This window comes from Arthrobacter sp. Y3221160 (genome assembly GCF_059092585.1).
In genome coordinates this window covers 744,318-761,910 of sequence record NZ_JBNHHU010000002.1, presented here as the reverse complement: position 1 = coordinate 761,910, position 17,593 = coordinate 744,318, and the positions used below count along the sequence as shown (strand labels likewise).

The 17,593-nt window shown below is 69.0% G+C and carries 16 protein-coding genes; 7 read left to right on the top strand and 9 right to left on the bottom strand.

The features are described from left to right. Positions 1-14 precede the first annotated feature (14 nt). Positions 15-1,643 carry a threonine/serine exporter family protein gene (locus tag AC5RWG_RS16435; protein ID WP_494001786.1) on the top strand — a complete coding sequence of 543 codons (1,629 nt, stop codon included), beginning with the start codon at positions 15-17 and terminating at the stop codon, positions 1,641-1,643. A 97-nt stretch (positions 1,644-1,740) separates the two neighbouring features. Here AC5RWG_RS16435 and AC5RWG_RS16430 read toward each other — a convergent pair whose 3' ends face one another. Next, the gene (locus tag AC5RWG_RS16430; protein ID WP_494167394.1) at positions 1,741-2,628 is read right to left on the bottom strand and encodes a siderophore-interacting protein; all 888 of its coding nucleotides are present in this window, start codon (positions 2,626-2,628) and stop codon (positions 1,741-1,743) included. A 299-nt stretch (positions 2,629-2,927) separates the two neighbouring features. Further along, complete coding sequence (locus AC5RWG_RS16425) at positions 2,928-3,683, bottom strand: uracil-DNA glycosylase (protein WP_494014694.1); 756 nt, start codon at positions 3,681-3,683, stop codon at positions 2,928-2,930. A 170-nt stretch (positions 3,684-3,853) separates the two neighbouring features. Here AC5RWG_RS16425 and AC5RWG_RS16420 point away from each other — a divergent pair, with 170 nt between their 5' ends. The 3 genes from AC5RWG_RS16420 to AC5RWG_RS16410 all read left to right on the top strand — a co-directional run bounded on the left by AC5RWG_RS16420 (position 3,854) and on the right by AC5RWG_RS16410 (position 5,351). Continuing rightward, positions 3,854-4,162 (top strand): DUF3263 domain-containing protein, encoded by a 309-nt coding sequence (locus AC5RWG_RS16420; protein WP_127515197.1) that lies wholly within the window; start codon positions 3,854-3,856, stop codon positions 4,160-4,162. A gap of 60 nt (positions 4,163-4,222) precedes the next feature. Continuing rightward, entirely contained in the window at positions 4,223-4,870 is a 648-nt protein-coding gene (locus tag AC5RWG_RS16415; protein WP_494101973.1) for a LytR C-terminal domain-containing protein, read from the top strand. A 274-nt stretch (positions 4,871-5,144) separates the two neighbouring features. Continuing rightward, positions 5,145-5,351, top strand: coding sequence for a cold-shock protein (locus tag AC5RWG_RS16410; RefSeq protein WP_127515201.1), 207 nt, complete (start codon positions 5,145-5,147; stop codon positions 5,349-5,351). A 96-nt stretch (positions 5,352-5,447) separates the two neighbouring features. On the opposite strand, the gene AC5RWG_RS16405 is transcribed toward AC5RWG_RS16410, so the two are convergent. After that, a complete protein-coding gene (locus tag AC5RWG_RS16405) occupies positions 5,448-5,972 on the bottom strand; it encodes a TM2 domain-containing protein (RefSeq protein ID WP_494167393.1) in 525 nt (174 codons plus the stop codon). Positions 5,973-6,366: 394 nt separating this feature from the next. On the opposite strand from AC5RWG_RS16405, the gene groL reads away from it, so the two are divergent. Next, positions 6,367-7,995 (top strand): chaperonin GroEL, encoded by a 1,629-nt coding sequence (gene groL, locus AC5RWG_RS16400; protein ID WP_494001781.1) that lies wholly within the window; start codon positions 6,367-6,369, stop codon positions 7,993-7,995. An 85-nt stretch (positions 7,996-8,080) separates the two neighbouring features. On the opposite strand, the gene AC5RWG_RS16395 is transcribed toward groL, so the two are convergent. Then, positions 8,081-9,001, bottom strand: coding sequence for a DUF4031 domain-containing protein (locus AC5RWG_RS16395; protein WP_494139948.1), 921 nt, complete (start codon positions 8,999-9,001; stop codon positions 8,081-8,083). 115 nt (positions 9,002-9,116) lie between these two features. Here AC5RWG_RS16395 and AC5RWG_RS16390 point away from each other — a divergent pair, with 115 nt between their 5' ends. Beyond that, on the top strand, positions 9,117-10,139 hold the full coding sequence (locus tag AC5RWG_RS16390; protein WP_494167392.1) for an RNase H family protein: 1,023 nt from the start codon (positions 9,117-9,119) through the stop codon (positions 10,137-10,139). A 73-nt stretch (positions 10,140-10,212) separates the two neighbouring features. On the opposite strand, the gene AC5RWG_RS16385 is transcribed toward AC5RWG_RS16390, so the two are convergent. The 3 genes from AC5RWG_RS16385 to AC5RWG_RS16375 form a co-directional block, all read right to left on the bottom strand. Next, positions 10,213-10,503, bottom strand: coding sequence for a WXG100 family type VII secretion target (locus tag AC5RWG_RS16385; protein ID WP_494001778.1), 291 nt, complete (start codon positions 10,501-10,503; stop codon positions 10,213-10,215). Positions 10,504-10,621: 118 nt separating this feature from the next. Beyond that, a complete protein-coding gene (locus tag AC5RWG_RS16380; protein WP_494167391.1) occupies positions 10,622-12,079 on the bottom strand; it encodes a sensor histidine kinase in 1,458 nt (485 codons plus the stop codon). 3 nt (positions 12,080-12,082) lie between these two features. Beyond that, positions 12,083-12,793: a response regulator transcription factor gene (locus AC5RWG_RS16375; protein ID WP_494001776.1), complete on the bottom strand. Its 711-nt coding sequence runs from the start codon at positions 12,791-12,793 to the stop codon at positions 12,083-12,085. 178 nt (positions 12,794-12,971) lie between these two features. Here AC5RWG_RS16375 and AC5RWG_RS16370 point away from each other — a divergent pair, with 178 nt between their 5' ends. After that, positions 12,972-13,235 (top strand): hypothetical protein, encoded by a 264-nt coding sequence (locus AC5RWG_RS16370; RefSeq protein WP_494139951.1) that lies wholly within the window; start codon positions 12,972-12,974, stop codon positions 13,233-13,235. A 24-nt stretch (positions 13,236-13,259) separates the two neighbouring features. On the opposite strand, the gene AC5RWG_RS16365 is transcribed toward AC5RWG_RS16370, so the two are convergent. Together AC5RWG_RS16365 and AC5RWG_RS16360 are read right to left on the bottom strand one after the other, a co-directional pair. Next, positions 13,260-14,915 (bottom strand): DNA repair helicase XPB, encoded by a 1,656-nt coding sequence (locus AC5RWG_RS16365; protein WP_494167390.1) that lies wholly within the window; start codon positions 14,913-14,915, stop codon positions 13,260-13,262. Next, a complete protein-coding gene (locus tag AC5RWG_RS16360) occupies positions 14,916-17,525 on the bottom strand; it encodes a helicase-associated domain-containing protein (RefSeq protein WP_494167389.1) in 2,610 nt (869 codons plus the stop codon). Positions 17,526-17,593 lie beyond the last annotated feature (68 nt).

Genomic DNA, 17,593 nt, shown 5'->3' with positions numbered 1-17,593 from the left:
CAGACCAGGAATCCATGTCACCCATGACTCCGCAGGCGGGAATGCTGCCGATCATCAAGCCGAAAAACATCCCGGCCAACGACGCCGGCCGCGGCTCCGGCACCGGACGCGCCGGTTCGGCCGCAGGACCCCAGAGCACCCACCCTCCGGTGCCGCGTCCGACGGACCGGCCGGTAGCCAAGCAGGTCAAGCCCGTTCCCAGCGGCACCGCGCCGCTGCCCGCCTCCGCGGCAGCCTCGCGCTCGAACGCGGCGGCCCGCCGGATGCTGCGCAAGCTCGTGCAGGGCGAGGCCCCGCCCACCGCGCCGATGAGCATCGTCGAGAGGCTGGCCGGCAGCCCCTACGCGAACCCGATGATCCAGACGGCCGGGGTCGATGCCTCCGCCCGCATCACGCTGGACTTTGCCCTGGACGTGGCGGAAACCATGTTCCGCTACGGGGCCGGCGCGCTGGAGGTGGAAACCAGCATCATCGCCGTGACCGCGGCCTTCGGGCTCAGCGACATCGACGTGGACATCACCAACCAGTCCGTGGTGATCAACTACGCCAAACCGGACACGATTCCCATTACCGTGATGCGGGTGGTGCGGTCCTGGACCAACAACTACGCCGGCCTGTCCCTGGTGCACGAACTGGTCACCGACATCGTCAACGGCGGGGTGGGGCGCAGCGAGGCGAAGGAACGGCTGCAGGAGATTACCTCGCGCCCCAAGCCCTTCGCCCGGTGGATGGCCATCGCGGCCGGCGGCGTGTTCTCCGGCTTCATCATTGCCTTCCTCGGCGGCAGCGTCTTCGCGGCCCTGGTGGGCGGCATCTCCACCGTGCTGATGGGTTTGGTCGGGCGGAAGCTGAGCAAATGGCGGATGCCGGACTTCTTCATCACCGGCATCGGCGCCTGCCTGGCCACCGTCATGGCGCTGCTGTTCTGGACGCTGCACGTGCCGATGAGCCCGTCGCTGGTGATCGCCGGCGGCATCCTGTTCCTCCTGCCGACCGGTCGGCTGGTCTCCGCCACCCAGGATGCGATCAACGGCTTCCCGGTCACCGCGTCGGGACGCTATCTCTCGGCCTTCTTTACCTTCGCTGCGATTGCCGCCGGCGTCGCCGTGGGGCTGGTGGGCGGCTCGATGCTCGGCGTCAGCCTGCCCGAAGTCTTTGTGGAGGGCCAGGGCCAGTACCCCTACGTGGTGCGGGCGCTGCTGCTCGTGGTGTCAACCATTGCCCTCAGCATGACCGAGCAGACCAAGCTGAACATGCTGCTGCCCACGGCCGCCGTCGGGCTGGTCGGGCTGTTGATCTACGATCTCGCGGTGTGGGCGGGGATCGGCGACCGGATCGGCCCGGCCGTCGGGGCCGTGGTGATCGGGTTCCTCGGGCGCATCGTGGGCCTGCGGATGGGCTCGCCGCAGCTGGTGGTGGCGGTGCCGGCCGTGCTGTTCCTGCTGCCCGGGCTGTCCGTGTTCCGGTCGATCTTCGAGTTGACCGTCAACTCGGAGGCGCCGTTCAACGGCATCCTGGGGCTGTTCGGTGCGCTGACGGTGATCCTGGCCATTGCCGGCGGTACCGTGCTCGGCGACAACCTGGCCAGGCCGTTCACCAAGGGGCTGGGCTCGAACGAAAACCGGCGGGCCCGGCGCCGCTGAGGACGCCGGATCCGCCGGGTGCGGGATGGGTTGCCCGGCGCCGGGGGCCGGGGCGGGCGTCGGGGGATGGGCGCTCGGAGCCCCGGATGATCCCGGCTCAGGCCGGGTAGTTCTCCGGGAAGATCTGGCCCGCCGGCGTGCGCTTCTCCGCCTGGAAGGCGTCTTCGGCCCGGCCGTAGGCCCAGTAACCCGAGATGGAGACCTGATCGCGGGACAACCCGTGGTCCTTGAACAGGACATCGCGCAGGGACTTCACCTCGTCGCGCTCGCCGTGGACGAATGCATCCACGCGGCCGTCGGGCCAGTCCAGGCCGGCTATGGCGTCGCGCAGCAGGGTAGCGGTCCCGGGCGTTTGGCCGCGCCGGAACAGCCAGTGGATTTCCAGGTTGGCGGGAGCGCCCAGCTCCTGCACGTCCGCCTCGGAATCCACTTCCAGGAAGGCATGGCCGCGCGCGTCCGGGGCCAGTGCCTCAATGGCGGCGGCAACTGCCGGCAGCGCCGCGTCGTCGCCGGCCAAAAGGTACCAGTCGGCGTCGGGATCGGGCCGGTACGCGCCACCGGGTCCGTTGAACATCATCCAGTCGCCCGGCTTGGCCCGCGCGGCCCAGGGGCCGGCGAGGCCTTCGTCGCCGTGGACCACAAAGTCGACCACTACCTCGCGGGTGTCGCGGTTTAGCCGGCGCACGGTGTAGGTGCGGGTGACGGGCAGCTTGTCGGCCGGAAGGGTGTCCTTCAGCTCCGCGACGTTCACCGGAAGCTCCACATCCAGCGCGGGGTCCAGGAAGATGATCTTGATGTACTGGTCGGTGGCGTCCTTGGCGGCAAACCGTTCGGCGAACGAATCGAAGGCCTCGCCGCCGGCGTAGACCCGGACCATGTGCTGTGAAATCCACTCGGTGCGCGTCACCTGGAGATTCGTCTGCACCCGCGGCGGCCGAGCGTTCCGTCCCGCACGGGCGGGGGCTGCTGCCGGTTGTGTCTGCATCCTGCACTACTCCTGACGAAGGGAAACTCCTACTGAGGAGAACCTAATTCACCGGTCGGGTAATCCCAATTTGCGGATGGTAAAGGTCACACGCGCGCCCAGGAACGCACGGACCCCCACCGCGAACCGCTTGGCCTCAGCGGTCCGGGCAAGGTCCCAGCTGTCCACGTTTGGCCGAAACTGTCCATGTCTTGGAAACCGTTGAGGCCTTGACCTGCGGCGACGCCGGAGCCGCGCGCAAAACATGGACAAAACGTTCCGGCGTCTGCCAGCCAGCAGCCCACCCGCCCAGGCCCGGCTCAGCGCAGCTCCCAGTGCACGGGTTCGGCGCCCTGGGCGGCCAGCAGTTCGTTAACCCGGCTGAAGGGCCGCGACCCAAAGAATCCGCGGGAGGCCGACAGGGGGCTGGGGTGCACGGTCTCGATCCGCGGCACCTGCTCCAGTACCGGAGCCAACTGCTGGGCTTCGCGGCCCCAGAGCAGTGCCACCAGCGGGCCGCCGCGCTGGGCCAGCGCCCGGACCGCGAGTTCGGTGACCTGCTCCCACCCCTTGTTGCGGTGGGAGCCGGCCTTGCCCGCCTCCACGGTCAGTGCGCGGTTAAGCATCAGCACGCCTTGGTCGCTCCAGGCGCTCAGGTCTCCGTGCTGGGGCGGCCGGATGCCCAGGTCCATCTGCAGTTCCCGGTAGATGTTGGCCAGGCTGCGCGGCAGCGGACGCACGTGCCGTTCGACGGCGAAGGCCAGTCCGATCGAGTGTCCCGGCGTGGGATAGGGGTCCTGGCCGACGATCAGGACCTTGACCTTGGACAGCGGGCGCTGGAACGCCCGCAACACGTTGGCCGGCGCGGGCAGCAAGGTCTTTCCGGCGGCGCGCTCGCCGTCGAGGTAGGAGGCCAGATCCCAGAGCAGGGGTTCGGCGGGGGCGAGCACCTCGGCCCACTCGGGATGAATCACGGCGGAGAGCTCCCGGGGGGAGGCAAACGGGTACGGGGCGCCAAGGTCCGCGGCAGGCGGGTGGGCTGGCAGCGGAAAGAGGGCACCGTCGTCGTAGTTCACAGTTCCATCTTTGCGGAAACCACCCGCCGGCCGGCAATCAGGTCGCGCACGCCGCTCGCTCGGCCGTTCGGGACGGGCCACGGGGCGGTGAATGACATGCCTGTGATTCGCCTTTATCATGGGGGAGGTATTGATAGCTGTCAGCAAGTACTAGGAAGCGCAGGTGTGTTGTGGCGGGTTCGGCCGAGGCCAGTGCCTTTTCACTCGAGGCCGAGGTTGACGACGCCAGCCCGCTGAGCGAACGCGACCAGCGCATGCTGGCCCTGGAGCGGCAGTGGTGGAAGTACGCCGGAGCCAAGGAGCAGGCCATCCGCGAACTGTTCGACATGTCCGCCACGCACTACTACCAGATCCTGAATGCGTTGATCGACACCGAGGATGCGTTGGCGCACGATCCGATGCTGGTGAAGAGATTGCGTAGACTACGTACGTCCCGCCAGCGCGCGCGCACTGCTCGCCGGCTGGGCACCGACGCCTAGAACCGGGGCGGCCTGGTAGGCCGGTTTCCGTTTCGCCACCACAAGGATGCACTGAAAGCGATGAGCAAGTACCCCCGGGATGAGTTCGACCAGGTCCCCGAAACTTCAGACCGCCACGGTGTGCACCGCGCACGGATGGCGACGCCGAAGTCCAACGGCCTGGGCCTGATCGTCCTGGCCGCGGTACTGGCGTTGGCGGTTGGCGCCCTGTCGTTCTTCGTGCTTCCGCTGCTAGGAGGCGGGGGATCTTCGACCCCGGCCGCTGGCCAGGCCGCCCCCGCGGCCAGCGTTTCGCCCACGCCAACGGCGCAGGAAACCGAAACCGCCGAGCCGGAAGCGACCGCCACCGCGAAGCCGACCGAGGAGGCAACGGAAGAGCCCACCGAGGAGCCGACCGAGGAGCCGACCGAGGAACCCACGGAAGAGGCCGCGGCGGTCAACAAGCAGGACCCGGTGATGATCCTCAACGGCACCGGCGTGACCGGGCTGGCCGGAACCGTGTCGCAGCGGGTGCAGGCGGACGGCTGGTCGATCGCGGTCGTGGACAACTGGGGCGGTGCCCCGCTCGCCGGCTCGGTGATCTTCTACAACCCGGGCCAGGAAGCCAACGCGCGGGCCCTCGGACAATTGCTGGGCATCAGTGCGATGCAGGAAAACGGCAACGTCTCGCAGTACGTCACCGTGGCGCTGGGACCCGGCTACCAGTAAGGCATTCTCCTCGCCGGGCCGCCACTGTGGCATTCGCCAGGCCGGACCCCCAATAGGCCGTGCGCCGGGATTGCGCGCCGGCCGGGCCGCCAATCGCCCGTAGCACCGTAGCCCCATTACCCATGCGGAGCGGCCTCAAAGCGGAATTTCGGTTACGCCTCAATAACATTTAGGTGTGCGGTAGCTCACTTCACCCCGCTGCGCGGTTAAGGTGAAACCATCCTGCCGCTGAACCGTACACGGCAGGCTGGAACTACTGAGTATGGAGAACGCTATGGCGCTGGGAACCGTCAAATGGTTCAACGCGGAAAAGGGCTACGGCTTCATCACCGTGGACGAAGAAAATTCCGATGTTTTTGTCCACTGGTCCGCTATTCAAATGGATGGTTACCGTTCCCTCGATGAGGGGCAGCGCGTAGAGTTCCAGATCGGCCAGGGCCAGAAGGGTCCGCAGGCAGAAGAGGTCCGGGTCGCCCCGTAGCAGACCCGCAATGACGACGGCGGCGGAGGCTGGAGTGCCTCCGCCGCCGGTTTCGTCGCGCCGGTTTCTCGCGCCCGTTCCGTCGCGCCGGTCGGGTTATTCCTTGAGCGGGATCCCGCGGGCGTCGCGCTTGAACGGCTCTGCCCCGACCAGGATCATGATGCCCTCGACGAACCCCCAGACGGCGCCGAAACCAAACGTCAGGAACGTGACGACAATCTGCACCACGCCGATGGCGACGTGGCCCAGATAGAACCGGTGGACGCCCAGGCCGCCCAGCAGGATGCCGAGCAGCCCGCCGATCAGCCGGGACTTCTGTTCCGGATAGTAGTAGCCCGGGGGAGCCCCGTAGTACTGCTGCTGCCCGTAGGGCTGGCCCGACTGGCCGGGCTGCGCGTATGGCTGTCCCGGGGCGCCGTACGGCTGCTGGCCGAAGGGCTGCTGGCCCGGGGCGGGCTGCTGTTGCCCCGGAGCCCCGTAACCCGGCTGGCCGGGCTGCGGGTATTGCTGTCCCGCTCCGTCGTACGGCGGCTGTCCGCCGAGCGGCCTCGTCGGGTTGGTGCCCGGTGCCAGGGGCTCGGTGGGGTTACTGGTGTTCTTCTCGTCCGGTGATTCAGACATGGTTCTCCGACCTTTGCCCGGTGCCGGGCCGATTGTTCGCGTGCGCTGTCTTGCCTGCCAATCTACGCGGGAGGGGCCTGTCGTTTCCATGGGGGTCCACCCTGATTGTTGGCCCGGGGGTGCTCAGGGGGATCTCGGCCGGAGAAGCGCGTCATCCGGCAGGCCCAACAGCTTGCACTCGACACCTGCGAGTGCTAATTATTGAGTTAGCACTCTCGCGGGCTGACTGCTAAGAAAGCCCGTAGGGAGTGAAACCCGCCACCTCGGTGAGGTGAGCGGCGCGGCGTACCGAATCCGCCGTCGTCGTGAGCCGTCCGTCGCGGGCACCGCAGGTGGCCAGCAGCCGTCAAAAGCTGCGTCCAGTGTCTATTGTCCAGAAGGGACGTAAGCCGCTATGGCAAAGATCATTGCATTTGACGAAGAGGCCCGCCGCGGCCTCGAGCGCGGACTCAACACCCTCGCTGACGCCGTTAAGGTAACCCTCGGCCCGCGTGGCCGCAACGTCGTGCTCGAGAAGAAGTGGGGCGCCCCCACGATCACCAACGATGGTGTTTCCATCGCCAAGGAGATCGAGCTGGACGACCCGTACGAGAAGATCGGCGCCGAGCTGGTCAAGGAAGTCGCCAAGAAGACCGACGACGTCGCCGGTGACGGCACCACCACCGCCACCGTCCTGGCCCAGGCCCTGGTCAAGGAAGGCCTGCGCAACGTTGCTGCCGGCGCCGACCCGCTGAGCCTGAAGCGCGGCATCGAGAAGGCTGTTGACGCCGTCACCACCGAGCTCATCGCTTCCGCCAAGGAAATCGAGACCAAGGAACAGATCGCCGCTACCGCGTCGATCTCCGCCGGAGATCCGCAGATCGGCGAGCTGATCGCCGAGGCCCTGGACAAGGTGGGCAAGGAAGGCGTCGTCACGGTCGAGGAGTCCAACACCTTCGGCCTGGAGCTGGAGCTCACCGAAGGCATGCGCTTCGACAAGGGCTACCTGTCCGCATACTTCGTCACCGACGCAGAGCGCCAGGAGACGGTCCTCGAGGATCCGTACATCCTGATCGTCAACTCCAAGATCTCCAACGTGAAGGACCTGGTTGGCATCCTGGAGAAGGTCATGCAGTCGGGCAAGCCGCTGCTGATCATCGCCGAGGACGTCGAGGCCGAGGCCCTGGCCACCCTGATCGTGAACAAGATGCGCGGCACCTTCAAGTCCGTGGCCGTCAAGGCTCCGGGCTTCGGTGACCGCCGCAAGGCCATGCTGGCCGACATCGCCATCCTGACCGGCGGCCAGGTCATCGCCGAAGAGGTCGGCCTCAAGCTGGAGAACGCCACCCTGGACCTGCTGGGCCAGGCCCGCAAGGTGGTTGTCACCAAGGACGAGACCACCATCGTCGAAGGTGCCGGCGAAGCCGACGCCATCGCCGGGCGCGTCAACCAGATCCGGGCCGAGATCGAGAACTCCGATTCCGACTACGACCGCGAGAAGCTGCAGGAGCGCCTGGCCAAGCTGGCCGGCGGCGTTGCAGTCATCAAGGCCGGTGCCGCAACCGAGGTCGAGCTCAAGGAGCGCAAGCACCGCATCGAGGACGCTGTCCGCAACGCGAAGGCTGCCGTTGAGGAAGGCATCGTCGCCGGTGGCGGCGTGGCCCTGATCCAGGCCGGCGCCAAGGCGTTCGCCAACCTCAACCTCGAAGGCGACGAAGCAACCGGCGCCAACATCGTCAAGGTTGCCATCGACGCTCCGCTGAAGCAGATCGCCCTCAACGCCGGCCTGGAGCCGGGCGTCGTGGCCGACAAGGTCCGCGGCCTGGCCGACGGCCACGGCCTGAACGCCGCCACCGGTGTCTACGAGGACCTGCTGGCTGCGGGCGTGAACGATCCGGTCAAGGTGACCCGCTCTGCCCTGCAGAACGCGGCCTCCATCGCCGGCCTGTTCCTGACCACCGAAGCCGTGGTCGCCGACAAGCCGGAGAAGGCCGCTCCGGCCATGCCGGGCGGCGACGAGATGGGCGGCATGGGCGGCTTCTAAGCTTCCCCGCCACAACCTCGGCCTGACAGCAGGCCACGGTTCAGCGAGGCGCGGTTCCCGTCATGGGAGCCGCGCCTCGCGGCCTTTATCCCCTTTCCGCAGCGAGCCAGTCGGGCCTCTCGTGCCAGGCTTCCAGCTCGGCCGAGAGGTTGTGCCGGGCACGCTCCAGCCACTTCTCCCTGGCCGCGGGGGTCCGGTAGAGCGGATCCAGCGCCAGCAGACCGCGGACGACGGCGGTGCGCCCGGCGGCGAAGTCGGCGTCGGGCACGTGCGCATAGTCTTTGCGGACGTCCCGGACATAGCTGCGGTACTCCGCCGGCGATCCGCCGAGGACGGACAGGTCGGCGTCGCACAGCAGGGCACCGGTTAGATCCTGCGGGCCGGGCGAATGGATGGCCGTGAGCAGGACCAGCCGAACCACTTCGGCCGTCTCCTCGCCGCTGCAGCCCGCCGTCGGCAGGCAGGCAGCCGCGAGATCAGCCGATTCCTGTTCGTCGACACCGGGCCGGCCGTTGTAGACGGCGTCATGGAACCAGGCCGCCAACCATACTGCCCGCGGCCGGGGAACGGAGCCGGCCGGGGCAGTGAGCTGTTCCAGCGCCTCCAGGACAGCCAAAAGGTGGCCGGGGCCATGGTAATGGCGGTGCGGTTCTCCCCAACGGTCCAGCAGGTCTCGGCCGAGGTCCTCGTGTCCGGGCAGCAGCTCGTTCCACCGGCGGAGCAGCACCCTGCGCAGCCTCTCCGGGCGCTGACGGGCCGGTACCCGCAACCCGCTCGCCTGCAACCGGCGGGTCAGGTCACCGGCGCTGACTTCGACGGCACCCAGCCTGACCAGCTCGGCGTAGCGGCTGGCCGGCACATCGTAGTGGTCCCGGTCGAAGGCCCGCTCGCGGATCCCGGCTGCCGCGGCGAAGCGGTGCAGCTCGGCCAGCGACGTGTCGGAGACCAGATGGGAAAAGTGGGTGCCATGCGCGGGCCAGAGCGGAGGATCGATGAGTATTGCCACGTGCCCAGCCTAGGGCCAGGAATGTCTGCCCCGCGCCCGCCCTAGGGCCAGGAATGTAGGCCACGTGCCCCGCGCACGGACAGGAACGGTGGTCGGATCTGAAAAGATGGAGATCATGACTATCACTGCTGCCGCCGATGGCTCCGCGCTCGGCAACCCCGGACCGGCTGGCTGGGCCTGGTACATCGACGACACCGCGTGGGCTGCCGGGGGCTGGCCGCACGGCACCAACAACCAGGGCGAGCTGATGGCCGTGCTGGACCTGTTCCGGGCCACGGCGCACCTGCCGCAGGAACACCTGCGCGTGTTGTGTGACAGCCAGTACGTGATCAACTGTGTGACCAAATGGATGCCGGGCTGGAAGCGGCGGGGCTGGAAGAAGGCCGACGGCAAGCCGGTGCTGAACATCGACCTGCTCAAAGACATCGACGCCGCGATCAAGGGACGCAGCTACGAGTTCGAGTGGGTGAAGGGCCACGCCGGACACAGGCTGAACGAAGCCGCCGACGAACGCGCCCGAGCGGTGGCCCTCGCCTTCCAGAACGGCACCGGCGCACCGGCCGGCCCGGGCTTTCCCGGCGGACCGGGAACCTCCGGCAGCGCCGTCATCGGATCGGCGCCGGGTGCCGCCCGCCCGGGAACCACCCCGGCTGCCGCCGCCCGCCCGGGGAATACCCCGGCTGCCGCCGCCCGTCCGGGAAACACCCCGGCTGCCCGGCCGGCGGCCGCAGTCGTGCCGGAACCCGATCTTTTTTCCGAGTTGGAAGACTTCGCCGATTCGTCCGCGGTCGGGGACGCCGCGGAAGAGCTGGTGGTGCGGCTCGAGAGGGAGTTGCTCAGCCCCGCCGTCCGGGCTGACTACGGGCGCCTGGCCGTGCTGCTGCACCCCGACTTCGCCGAGATTGGCGAGGCAGGCCGGATGTGGACGCGGGACGCGATGATCAGCGAACTCCAGGAAAGCCCCGATCTGGACGCGTCCATGGAGGTCTTCGCCGTCGAACGGCTGGGGGAAGACAGCATTCTGCTGACCTACCGTAGCGTCCGCCGCGACAGTTCGGCACTGCGGAGTTCGCTCTGGCTGCGCGATGGCGGGCGGTGGCGCCTGCGCTTCCACCAGGGCACCCCCGAGCAGGACTGAACGGCGGGCCGCACACCCGGCGGCGCCGCGGCCAAACCCTGCGGCCGCGCAGCGGCATCCGCCCGGACGATGGTCAGGCCAGGAACATCCGGGCGTTGGCCTCCTCGGCCTGCGAGTACTGCTGGGAGGCGTGGGACAACGCCGCGTTGATGCTGGCCAGGGATTCCTCCACCTTCAGCTGGGTGGCCCGCCAGTCCGTGATCAGCTGCTGGAAGTTCGTCGCCGCCGAACCGGTCCACAGCGACTCCAATTCGCGCAGCCCGGACTGCATGGTGTTCACCTCCGCCTGCAGCCGACCGATGGTGCCCTGGACGGCAAGGCTCTTGGCGGCCAGAGCCTCGCTGTCTACCTGGAATACGGCCATGGTGTCCTCCGCTCGTGAATGTATCTGTTCGACACGTTCAGGCTAGGCAGCGGCGGAAGACGCGGCGAGACCCGAACCGACGGATGTGGAAAACCCCCAGCGCGGGACGGGCCCGCGGTCACCCGAGGTCGAAGGCGCCGTCCTCGTCCGCCGGCGGGTGATACGGGATCCGGATGGACATGGTTGCCCCGCCGCCCGGGGTTTGAGCCAGCCTGACGCTTCCGTCGTGTTGGGCCACCAGGGCCGCGACGATGGCCAGGCCGAGCCCGGTGCCTCCGGTTTCGCGATCGCGGGAGGTGTCCGCCCGGTAGAAACGTTCGAACACCCGTGAGGCCTCGTCTTCGGAGATGCCCGGTCCGTGGTCGCGGATCTCCAGCACAGAATCCAGGCGGTCGTCGCTCGCGGGCTGGACGCCGACGGCGATCTCCAGCGGTGAACCGTCAGGTGTGTAGCGCAGGGCGTTCGTGACCAGGTTGGCGACCACCTGTCGCAGCCGGGCCTCGTCGCCCACGATCGGCGCCGGCCGCGGCGCCCCGCCGTCGAGCCCCACGACCGTAATGGCGCGGTTGGGGGCACTGGCCCGCGCATCCAACGCCGCATCATTGCCGAGCATGAGGAGATCCAGCGGCTTGGTTTCGAGCGGACGCTGTTCGTCCACCCGTGCCAGGGTCAGCAGGTCTTCCACGAGCTGGCCCATGCGCTTGGCTTCGCTCTCGATCCGGCCCATGGCGGCACCGACGTCGTCGGGCGTCTGCAGCGCGCCGTGCCGGTACAGCTCGGAGAAGCCGCGGATGGTGACCAGCGGGGTGCGCAGCTCGTGCGAGGCATCCTGGACGAAACGCCGCATTCGCTGTTCGGACGCGGTCCGGGACGCGAAGGCGGTTTCGATGTGCGCGAGCATGGCGTTCAGCGAACTGGACAGCCGGCCCACTTCGGTCGCCGGGTTCACCACGTCGACGCGGCGCGAGAGGTCCCCGGCGGCAATGGCCGCTGCCGTTTTCTCCACCCGCGCCAAGGGCCGGAAGGAACGGGTGACGGCCAGCCACACGATGCCGATGGCGGCCACCGTGGCCGAGACGGCGATCAGAAGCGTACTGGCCGCGACCTTGTCGAAGGTGCTGTTCACCTCGCTGTAGCTCACCGCCACCGCGACGGAACCGGAATCGTTCTGGAGGGGCGTGACCCACACCCGCCAGCCCTGGCTGTCCCGTTCGGTGCCGGCAACGTGGAACCCCCGGCCCTCGAGTGCCTGGGCCCGGTCGGGGGTGATGTCCCGCAGGTCCGGGCGGTCACCCGTGGGGTTGGTGTCAAGCGTGAGCTCGCCGCTGCGCGTGAACAAGGCGCCGTAGTACCTCGACGAGTAGGACATCCCGGTGGGGGCCGTCGCCTCACGGACCAGGAAGGACGAGATGGACTGGCGGTTCTTGAGCAGGTCCTCGTCGAGCTGCCTCACCAGTGTGTCGTGCAGCTGGGTCAGGATCAGCGCCGAGGTCAGGGACAGGGTGGCGACCATGAGCACGCCCATGATCAGCACCAGCTGCGACCGCAGGGATGCTGACTTCCATCGATCCAGCATGGATCAGCGGCGGTCGGCCGTGCGCAGCAGGTACCCCACGCCGCGCTTGGTCTGGATCAGCGGCGGAGTATCCGGATTCGTGTCGATCTTCCGGCGCAGGTAGGAGATGTAGGACTCGACGATCGAGGCGTCGCCGTTGAAGTCATACTCCCAGACATGGTCCAGGATCTGCGCCTTGGAGAGCACGCGGTTGGGGTTCAGCATCAGGTAGCGGAGCAGCTTGAACTCGGTGGGGGAGAGGTCGATGACGTCGCCGCCCCGACGGACCTCGTGCGCGTCGTCGTCGAGCTCCAGGTCATCCACCTGGATGATCGCGTCGTCTTCCAGCAGCGGCCGGGTGCGGCGGAGCACGGCGCGGATCCGGGCCACCACTTCGTCCAGGCTGAACGGCTTGGTCACGTAGTCGTCGCCGCCGACCGTTAGGCCGGTGACCTTGTCTTCGGTTTCGTCGCGGGCGGTGAGGAAGACCACCGGGAAATGCCGGCCGGAGGCCCGCAGCTTGCGGGTGACGGTGAATCCGTCCATGTCCGGCAGCATCACGTCCAGCACGGCCAGATCCGGTAAATGCTCTTCGGCGGCGTCCAGGGCCTCGCGGCCGTTCGCGGCAGCCACTACCTCGAATCCTGCAAACCGCAGCGAGGTGGACAGCAGTTCCCGGATGTTCGGCTCGTCGTCGACGACCAGCAGTTTGGCTTCGGGCTCAGGCTTTTTCACCCTTTCAGTGTGCTCCCGGTTTCTGGGAGTTTGCTGAATGAATGCTGCGCGTGCAGGGCGGCCAGGATGCCCCATGCCCGGCCGGCGCAAATGGGTCGTTTGCCCGATGCTGCCACACCTGTCGGCGACGGATTCTTGATTCGTCGGCGAAAGTCCGGCACAAGCCGAAAGGGAAATCATGCAGTCAGCAGTATTGGCCCGCGAATCCGAAGCAACGGATCTTCATGAGGCGGTTGAGGAGTTCGACGGTTCCCGAACCTTGAAACTCCGGCAGTTGCTCCGCGACACGGCGGAGGCGCTGAGCGCGGCGGCGGGCACCGCACGCCGAAGCCTTGCCCGTCGCCGCATGGACCGGCGCCGCTGGGCGGTTGATTACCAGCGGCTGGAGGAAGTCCGCGAAGAGGCCTTCCTCCAGTTGTACCGAAACGGCGGCCTGCGCTGAGGCCGGCGGCAGCCCCAAACCGGCCTACGGCTGCAGCACGTCGTTGGCATCCTTGATGGTGTAGGCGTAGCCCTGCTCGGCCAGGAAGCGCTGGCGTTTGGCCGCGAAGTCCTGGTCCAGCGTGTCCCGCGACACCACCGTGTAGAACCGGGCAGCCCGGCCGTCCGACTTCGGGCGCAGGAGCCGGCCCAGGCGCTGGGCTTCTTCCTGACGCGAGCCGAACGAACCGGACACCTGGATGGCCACGGTGGCTTCGGGCAGGTCGATGGAGAAGTTGGCGACCTTGGAGACGACCAGCGTCTGCAGTTCGCCGCGGCGGAACGCGTCGAACAGCCGCTGCCGTTCCTTCACCGACGTCTCGCCCTTGATCACCGGCGCATCCAGGTGCGCGGCAATCTCATCCAGTTGGTCGATGTACTGCCCGATCACCAGGAGCTGCTCGCCCCGGTGCGCCCGCACCAAGGCATCGACCACGGGGGTCTTGGTCGGCGACGTTGCGCACAGCCGGTACTTGTCGCCGTCGTCGGCCATGGCGTATGCCACCCGCTCGTCCCGCGGCAGGTCCACCCGGACTTCGACGCAGTCGGCGGGGGCGATGTAGCCCTGTGCCTCGATGTCCTTCCACGGCGCGTCGTAGCGCTTCGGGCCGATCAGCGAGAACACCTCGCCCTCGCGGCCGTCCTCGCGCACCAGCGTGGCGGTCAGCCCCAGCCGCCGCCGCGCCTGCAGGTCAGCGGTCATCCGGAACATCGGGGCCGGGAGCAGGTGCACCTCGTCGTAGATGATCAGACCCCAGTCGTTGGCATCCAGGAGCTCCAGGTGCGGGTGCAGCCCGCCGCGGCGCATGGTCAGCACCTGGTAGGTGGCGATGGTGACCGGCCGGACCTCCTTGACCGAACCGGAGTATTCACCCACCTCCTCCGCGGTCAGGGAGGTCCGGCGGACCAGTTCGTCCTTCCACTGCCGCGCGGAGACGGTGTTGGTCACCAGCACCAGGGTGGTGGTGGAGCTGGTGGCCATCGCGGCCGCGCCGACCAGCGTCTTGCCGGCCCCGCACGGCAGGACGACGACGCCGGAACCGCCGGCCCAGAAATTCTCCACGGCCAGGCGCTGGTACGGCCGCAACTGCCAGCCGCCGGGTTCCGCGGATTCGGCCAGCGCGATCGGATGCGGCGTGCCGTCGACGTAGCCGGCCAGGTCCTCCGCGGGCCAGCCCAGCTTGAGCAGCAGTTGCTTGAGCTGGCCGCGCTGGGAGGAGTGCACCACGGTGGTCTCGCCATCGATCCGCGGACCCAGCAGCGGCTGGATCTTCTTGGCGTGCATGACCTCTTCGAGCACGGGGTAGTCGGTGGTGCGCAGCACGAGGCCATGCTGCGGGTCCTTCTCCAGCCGCAGCCGCCCATAGCGGGACATGGTGTCCTCGATGTCCACGAGCAACGCGTGCGGCACCGGGAAGCGGGAGTAGTTCAGCAGCGTGTCCAGCACCTGTTCGGCGTCCAGCCCGGCCGCGCGCGCGTTCCACAGCCCCAGCGGAGTGATCCGGTAGGAATGCATGTGCTCGGGTGCGCGCTCCAGTTCGGCGAACGCGGCGATGGCGTGCCGGGCCTCGGTGGCCTGTTCGTGGTCCACTTCCAGCAGGATGGTCTTGTCGCTCTGGACGATCAGGGGTCCGTTGGCCATTCAGTTGCCCTCCACTAGTTCGATGTCCATGACGCGGTGGATGGAGACAGTGCGCTCGCTGTCACGGTCGGGGTCGAAAACCCGCACCCGCCCGCCGCTGACGGACAGCGGGAGCATCACCTGGCGCCGGTGGTTGCCGTCCGGGTCCACGATCCCGATCCGCACCTTCTGTTTCAACCGGACCGCGGTGCGCAGCGTTTCCAGCGCCAGCAGCGGCCCGGCCTCGGCGGCCGGCCGGGCGGGAACGCCGCTGCTCCGCAGCATCGCCAACTGCGCATCCGTGTCTTCGGCGCTGAGTTCCCAAGGGTTCGTCCTGACCGGGAACGACGACGGCGCCCGGCCGGCCTGCGCCGCGCCGGAACCATCGGCCGGGGTGCTGTCGGCGGAAGTGCGGCCGCCGCCGGTGCCTGCCCCGGCGCCCAGGGCCACGCCGTCGCCGGCGCCTGCCCCGGCGCCCAGGGCCACGCCGTCGTCGGCCTCCGGAGCCGGCGCATAACCGAGCTGGCGCAGGGAGGCGAGCAGGTCGCGGGAACCGGCCCGCGACACCAGCACCGTAGGGGCCAGCCGGCGCAGGCCCAGGCGGGCGGTGCGCGGGTCGGCGAGCAGGTCCGTCAGGGCATCTTCGTCGTCGCTGCGCAGGAAACTCGCGGCCGATCCCACCCGCAGCGACCCGTGCCGGGAAGCGGTGTCCTCCACCAGGTACCCCAACGGCTGCGGCACGCCGGTTGCCGAATGCCGGGTCAGGAAGCCGAGAATTCCGGCCGCATCCCGGCCGGTGTCCAGGGCGCGCCGGATGCTGTTGGCCGAGAACCGGTAGATGGCCGCCGGGCCCTGGCCTTCGGCGTCGGACAGCAGGGACAGCTCGGCGGCGATGTTCGGTGCCAGATACCCGGGAGCAACGGCCGTCAGGTCCGCCTGCAGCATGAATTGGTCCAGCGGTTCCGGCAGCTGCTCCGCCAGCAGCGCGGCGGCCTCGGCCAGCCGGTCCTGCGCCGTGGCCCGGCCAAGATCGGTCAGGGCGCCGGAGCCTGTGAGACCCAGCCTCGCGGCCTCGGTCAGGATGCCCGGGACCAGCCGCTTGTACCGGCGCTGCTGCCGGGGCCGCCGCCAGACCAGGTAGGCGGTAACCGCTTCCGGCGAGGGCGCCGGCGTGCTGCCGCTGGTCGCTCCACCCTCTTCCGGCGCGCCCTGTCCCACCCGACCTGTGGCGGAATCGGCCGCACCGCAGAGTTCGTCCACTGCCTCGAGCACGTGGCGCCGGACTGCCGGTGCATCGGGGCGCGACGCTTCGGCTGCCAGCGCATTAATGGCGGTGTCCGACGTCGTCCGCCCGCCCACCAATGACGGCGCCCGGTCGAGCTGGAGCCAGGACGCGACCAGCAGCTGCCATTGGTCCCGGCGCTCCAGGGAGCCGAACGTGGCGCCCGCAGGGACCACCCAGCGGGAGGTGTCTACGTCCAGGACGACCAGGCCGGCGGCGGCGGACAGCTCCAGCAGCCAGCCGGTCATGCCCGGTTCGATCCGCAACGCCTCGGCCAGCCGCCGGACTTCGCGGACCCCCACGCCGCCGGCCCGCAGCGTGGCCACCGGGCCCCGGCGTATCTGTTCCAACAGTTCGGCCACCAGCCGAAGCGTCTCGGCCGCGGCGGAGAAAGCGGCGTTGTCGCGCAGCGAATTCCGGACCTGCCGGGCTGCAACCTCCGGCGGCCGCGTGTGCCAGGGGTCAGCCACGGCGCCGCCGCGCACCGCCAGGCCCACCGGGCGGGGGAGCTCCACGTGCGATGCGTCGATGGGCACCAGCAGCGCGTGGACGGCCAGCCAGTCGATGGGCGAGGCGGCGTCTCGCGGGCCGGTATCGGCCAGCCGGTGCGGCAGCGCCCCGAGCGGGGAGCGGCGGAACTTCCCGAGCAGTTCCTCCGTGTGCGCCGGTGCCCGGGCCATCAGCTCCGGCCAGGTCCGCGGGTCGGCGAGCCAGCTCTCGAGGGCGGCGGCTGCCCGGACGCCCGGGGACGGGGCGCCGGAGCCTTCGTCCGGGTCCGGCTCGCCAACGTCGGCGGGGAGGGCGTGACCGGCCTCCCGCAGCAGCCGCGCCGTACGGACCAAATGGTCGGCGGCGGCGGGGCTGGCGGCGGCCAGGGCTGCGTAGCTGCGGCCAAGGCCGGACGGGTACGGACCCAGTGCTTCGGCCAGGCTCGCCACCGGTAGGTAGGCCGGGGAAGGAGGGGCGGCACCGCCGTCGTCGTCGGGGGAGGGCGGTGCGGCGAGCAGCAGCAGGGCCAGCCCGTGCAGCCGCGTCAGGCACGAGTCCAGTTCGTGAAGCATCGCAGTGCCGTCCGGCGGCAAGAGCAACGGCCGCAGGGAGCGGGCGTCGGCGGCGCGTCCGGCATCCACGTCGGTGCTGAGCACTACGGCTTCGAGTACCTCCAGCTCGGGCCGGGACAGCTGCTCCAGCACCCGCTGCAGGCTGATCCGCGTGCACGCGCGCGCAGCCAGCGCGGAAAAGTCCGGCACGGCCGGCAGGCAGAGATCCGGACGGGCGCCAAACAGTTGCCGCAGCTCGGTGTCGCTGCGGGCGGCCAGTTGACCAGCCAGGGCGCGGATGGAGGACACCGGATTAACGTTACCCCGGGCCTCTGCGGCGCGACGGTGCCGAGGCGGGACTGTCTCGGGAGCGGCTG

Bases quoted from the DNA above. Each gene is read 5' to 3' on its own strand.
- AC5RWG_RS16380 (WP_494167391.1), bottom strand. From the start codon at position 12,079: ATGCTGGATCGATGGAAGTCAGCATCCCTGCGGTCGCAGCTGGTGCTG.
- AC5RWG_RS16390 (WP_494167392.1), top strand. From the start codon at position 9,117: ATGACTATCACTGCTGCCGCCGATGGCTCCGCGCTCGGCAACCCCGGA.
- AC5RWG_RS16435 (WP_494001786.1), top strand. From the start codon at position 15: ATGTCACCCATGACTCCGCAGGCGGGAATGCTGCCGATCATCAAGCCG.
- AC5RWG_RS16405 (WP_494167393.1), bottom strand. From the start codon at position 5,972: ATGTCTGAATCACCGGACGAGAAGAACACCAGTAACCCCACCGAGCCC.
- AC5RWG_RS16370 (WP_494139951.1), top strand. From the start codon at position 12,972: ATGCAGTCAGCAGTATTGGCCCGCGAATCCGAAGCAACGGATCTTCAT.
- AC5RWG_RS16430 (WP_494167394.1), bottom strand. From the start codon at position 2,628: ATGCAGACACAACCGGCAGCAGCCCCCGCCCGTGCGGGACGGAACGCT.
- groL (WP_494001781.1), top strand. From the start codon at position 6,367: ATGGCAAAGATCATTGCATTTGACGAAGAGGCCCGCCGCGGCCTCGAG.
- AC5RWG_RS16365 (WP_494167390.1), bottom strand. From the start codon at position 14,915: ATGGCCAACGGACCCCTGATCGTCCAGAGCGACAAGACCATCCTGCTG.
- AC5RWG_RS16415 (WP_494101973.1), top strand. From the start codon at position 4,223: ATGAGCAAGTACCCCCGGGATGAGTTCGACCAGGTCCCCGAAACTTCA.
- AC5RWG_RS16410 (WP_127515201.1), top strand. From the start codon at position 5,145: ATGGCGCTGGGAACCGTCAAATGGTTCAACGCGGAAAAGGGCTACGGC.
- AC5RWG_RS16385 (WP_494001778.1), bottom strand. From the start codon at position 10,503: ATGGCCGTATTCCAGGTAGACAGCGAGGCTCTGGCCGCCAAGAGCCTT.